This window comes from Streptomyces sp. NPDC034670, assembly GCF_055574875.1.
Genome location: NZ_JBVITR010000011.1, coordinates 7613 through 11215, shown reverse-complemented (window position 1 = coordinate 11215; position 3603 = coordinate 7613). Strand labels below are relative to the sequence as shown.

Annotated in this window: 3 protein-coding genes; 2 read left to right on the top strand and 1 reads right to left on the bottom strand. The window is 76.6% G+C overall.

Annotated elements, in window-relative coordinates:
* Positions 1-165 precede the first annotated feature (165 nt).
* Positions 166-1689, bottom strand: coding sequence for a carboxylesterase/lipase family protein (locus tag ACZ56B_RS10760; protein ID WP_468788424.1), 1524 nt, complete (start codon positions 1687-1689; stop codon positions 166-168).
* A gap of 546 nt (positions 1690-2235) precedes the next feature.
* On the opposite strand from ACZ56B_RS10760, the gene ACZ56B_RS10755 reads away from it, so the two are divergent.
* Together ACZ56B_RS10755 and ACZ56B_RS10750 are read left to right on the top strand one after the other, a co-directional pair.
* A complete protein-coding gene (locus ACZ56B_RS10755) occupies positions 2236-2778 on the top strand; it encodes a Rieske (2Fe-2S) protein (protein ID WP_468788422.1) in 543 nt (180 codons plus the stop codon).
* A 250-nt stretch (positions 2779-3028) separates the two neighbouring features.
* Positions 3029-3499, top strand: coding sequence for a pyridoxamine 5'-phosphate oxidase family protein (locus ACZ56B_RS10750; protein ID WP_468788420.1), 471 nt, complete (start codon positions 3029-3031; stop codon positions 3497-3499).
* Positions 3500-3603 lie beyond the last annotated feature (104 nt).

Below are 3603 nucleotides of genomic sequence, written 5' to 3'. Positions count from 1 at the left end.
TCCCTCTCGCCTCTCCGTTTCCGGGTCGCGGGCGGGGGTGCGTTCCCCCCCTCCTCCCTTCCTCCCCCCCCCCCCCCGGCTCCGCTCCCATTACCTGCCCGCCGTGGGGATTTCCTGTTCTCCCCCGTCCCCCCGGGGCCCCGGCCGCCCGGGCGGTTTCCCGGTTCACGGACGCAGGAGCGGAAAGCCGGCCCCGGCCCAGAGGGCGCGGACAGCGGCGTCCTTGCCGTCGGCGCCGGCGTCGACGACGTCGTCGGCCTGGTCGTCGGTGTGCCAGACCCTGGCCGGAACGGTGGGGCCGTCCAGCGGTGGCCAGCCCGGATCCCCGGTGGCGGCGAAGTCGGCCCAGGCGCGCGCCATGCGGCGGGCCAGTCCGTGGTCCGCGGGGGTGGGCGCGCCCCCGACGAGGAAGGCCAGGCAGTCCCGGTCCAGGGTGCCGAAGGCGAAGGGGACGTCCGCGCAGTGCCAGGCCCGTACGGTCCCGTGCGGGCCGGTGCGCCGCCGGTCGAAGCGTGACAGGAACGCCCGTCCGCCGGCCCGGGCGTGCTGCTCGGCGAGCCGGTTGGCGTACTCGCCGAACAGCAGGTCACCGAAGACGGCGAGGTAGACGTCGAGCACCGGGGCCTGGGGCATCGCCGCGCGGTAGCCGTCCACCAGGCCGTCGGGAAGGCCGAAGTCCCGCGCGAAGCGGGCGAGTCGCTCCCCGGTGGTGACCTTCGCGCTGCTGCCGACCGCGTCGAGCAGCCAGTACTCCTCCGTGGTGTGGCAGACCAGCAGGTCCACGTCCCGGGTCGCGCCGGCGGTCATTCCCGTGAGGGGGTCGGCGGGCAGGACGTCGCCGTCGAGGACGGGGGCGTAGAGGCCGGGGTCGTAGTGACGGGATCCGGAGGCCGGGTCCCGCCGGTAGGCGTCGACCACCCGGTCCGAGGCGCCGACCAGGGCCTGCGGGGACGCGGCGGCAAGGCCCTCCGGCGTGGCGGGGCACCCCGCCGCCGCGGCGACCTCGCGGGTGGTCGCCGCGGCGATGCCGGGCGTGTGGCAGGGGCTGGCGGGGCTGTGGGCGATGGCGCGGCGGAACAGCCCGCGGGCACGGTCCATCACCATCAGGCAGGCGACGGAGGCGGCTCCGGAGGACTGGCCGGCGACCGTGACACGGCCGGGGTCACCGCCGAAGGCGGCGATGTTCTCCCGCACCCAGCGCAGGGCCGCGACCTGGTCGAGCAGGCCCCGGTTGTCCGGGTGGGCGAGCCCTTCGCGGGCCGGGACGTGGCCGAAGCCCTCGAAGCCTAGCCGGTAGTTGAGGGTGACCACGACCAGGCCGGCGCCCGCCAGCACGGTGCCGTCGAAGTCGGGCTGGGCCGAGGAGCCGAAGACGTAGGCGCCGCCGTGGATCCAGACCAGGACGGGCAGGCGGCCGCCCTCGGGAGCCGGGGTCCAGACGTTGACGGTGAGGACGTCCTCGTCGCCGGGGGACCACTCGGGCGCGCCGGGCAGTCGCGCCGACTGCGGGGCGACCGGCCCGAAGTCCGTGCAGTCCCGCACTGCGGTCCACGCCCGCGCCGGGAGGGGTTCCCGGAACCGGCCGGCGCCGAACGGCGGGGCGGCGTAGGGGATGCCGAGGACGGCGACGACGCCGGCGGCGGTCCGGAAGCCCCGGACCGGACCGTTCGTCGTCCTGAAGACGTCCATGGGACCGCCTCTCGCTGCGTGCCAGGTCGGCAAGGTGAGCGGCGCGGAGGCGTCCCGTCCGGAACCCGGCCTCGTCGTGCAACCGCTGTGCGGAAACGACACGTTACTCCGGTCCGGTCTCGCGGAGGGCCGGGCGCTGCCCGCCCGGCGGATCCGCCGCGGGCCGGGGAGGACCGGCCGGGGAGGCCGGGGAGGACCGATCGGGAAGGCCGGGGAGGACCGATCGGGAAGGCCGGGGCCGGGCGGCTCCGCGCCGACGCGGCGGCCGTACGCGCGGCCCGGGGACGCGCGTACGGCCGGAGGGCACGCGGTGCTCCGCCACCGCGGCCGAGGCGGTGGCGCGGACGGCCACCGGCGTACCGCCGCGCGCCGGGACGGCCCGGCCCGGTACCGGAACCGACGGCGGCAGCCGTGACTTATGCCGTTCCGACCTCGGACAGGCCAGGCTTCCGGCAGTGCCCGAACAGGGCGGGGTCTGAACGGCCCGGGCCCGCCGACCGTACCTCTCCACGGACCACCCGTCCTCACCGGAAGGGACACACCCGCATGACCAGCGCATCGCCCCAGTCCTCCCCCTGGCCCCCGGTTCCGCCCGAGCAGGGGGACGCCCCCGCCGGACCGGCCCGTCGAACCGTCGTGGCGGCGGCCGGAGCGGCGGGCCTCGCCGTCGCGCTGACCGCGTGCGGAGGTTCCGGCGACGACGCGTCGTCCTCCTCCGCCGGCTCCGCTTCCCCCGGCGGCTCGCCGGGGGACGGCGGCGCGAGCGGCGGCGGCCCTGGCGGGGGCGACGAAGCCGCCGCCGGTGCCGCGCTCGCCTCGACCGCCGACATCCCCGAGGGCGGCGGGAAGGTCTTCGCCGACCGCAAGGTGGTGGTCACCCAGCCGACGGCGGGTGACTTCAAGGCGTTCTCGGCGACGTGCACCCACCAGGGGTGCGCGGTGCAGAGCGTCGCCGACGGCGTCATCAACTGCCCCTGCCACAACAGCAACTTCTCCATCGCCGACGGCAGTGTGCGAAGCGGCCCGGCGACCGAGCCGCTGCCCTCCGTGCGGATCACCGTCAGCGACGGCTCGATCACCCTCGCCTGAACCGCCGGCGCCGTACGGTGCGGCGCCGGCGGCCGGGACGAGGGGGGACGGCCGGCGCGGGGCGCGACCGGAGGGCGCCCCGCGGCACCGCCGGGCCGGCCGGGCCCCGTCACGGCCGGTGTGCGGCAGCCGGGGCCGCACGGCGCGACGAGCACCCCGCCCTTGCACGGGCGGGGAAGACCACTCATCCTTTGCCGACGTGATGTCAGGGGATCTCCCTCCGGCTACGACGTGAGAGAAGAGGGACCGCATGACCGCCACGCAGCGCCGGGGCCGGAAGATCATGATGACGCCGGGTGAGCTGGACGACTTCCTCACCGCGCAGCGCACCTGCCGGGTCGGCACGGTGTCCGCCGACGGCGCGCCGCACGTCAGCGCGCTCTGGTTCGTCTGGGACGGCGTCTCGCTGTGGCTGTACTCGGTCGTCCGCAGCAGACGCTGGGCGGACCTGCGCCGGGATCCCCGGGTGGCGATCGCGGTGGACACGGGCGAGGAGTACGGCGAGCTGCGCGGCGCGGAGCTGTCCGGGCGGATGGAGATCGTGGGCGAGGTGCCGCGCACCGGCGAGCTGCGCGCGGAACTCGACGTCCCCGAGACCCTGTTCGCCCGGAAGTACTTCGGCCTGGACGAGATGCCCCACGACGGCCGGCACGCCTGGATGCGGCTGACCCCGGAGAAGGTCGTGTCCTGGGACTTCAGGAAGCTGCGGACGCTCCCGTAGCGGGCGGGGGGGGGGGGGGGGGGGGGGAGGGGGGGGGGGGGGGGGGGGGGGCGGCACCCCGCGCCGTGCACCTCCCCGTATCCTCCCCCGCCTCCGCGGCGGAT

Excerpts from the sequence above, each read along its gene's own strand:
- ACZ56B_RS10760 (WP_468788424.1), bottom strand. The coding sequence starts at position 1,689 with ATGGACGTCTTCAGGACGACGAACGGTCCGGTCCGGGGCTTCCGGACC.
- ACZ56B_RS10755 (WP_468788422.1), top strand. The coding sequence starts at position 2,236 with ATGACCAGCGCATCGCCCCAGTCCTCCCCCTGGCCCCCGGTTCCGCCC.
- ACZ56B_RS10750 (WP_468788420.1), top strand. The coding sequence starts at position 3,029 with ATGACCGCCACGCAGCGCCGGGGCCGGAAGATCATGATGACGCCGGGT.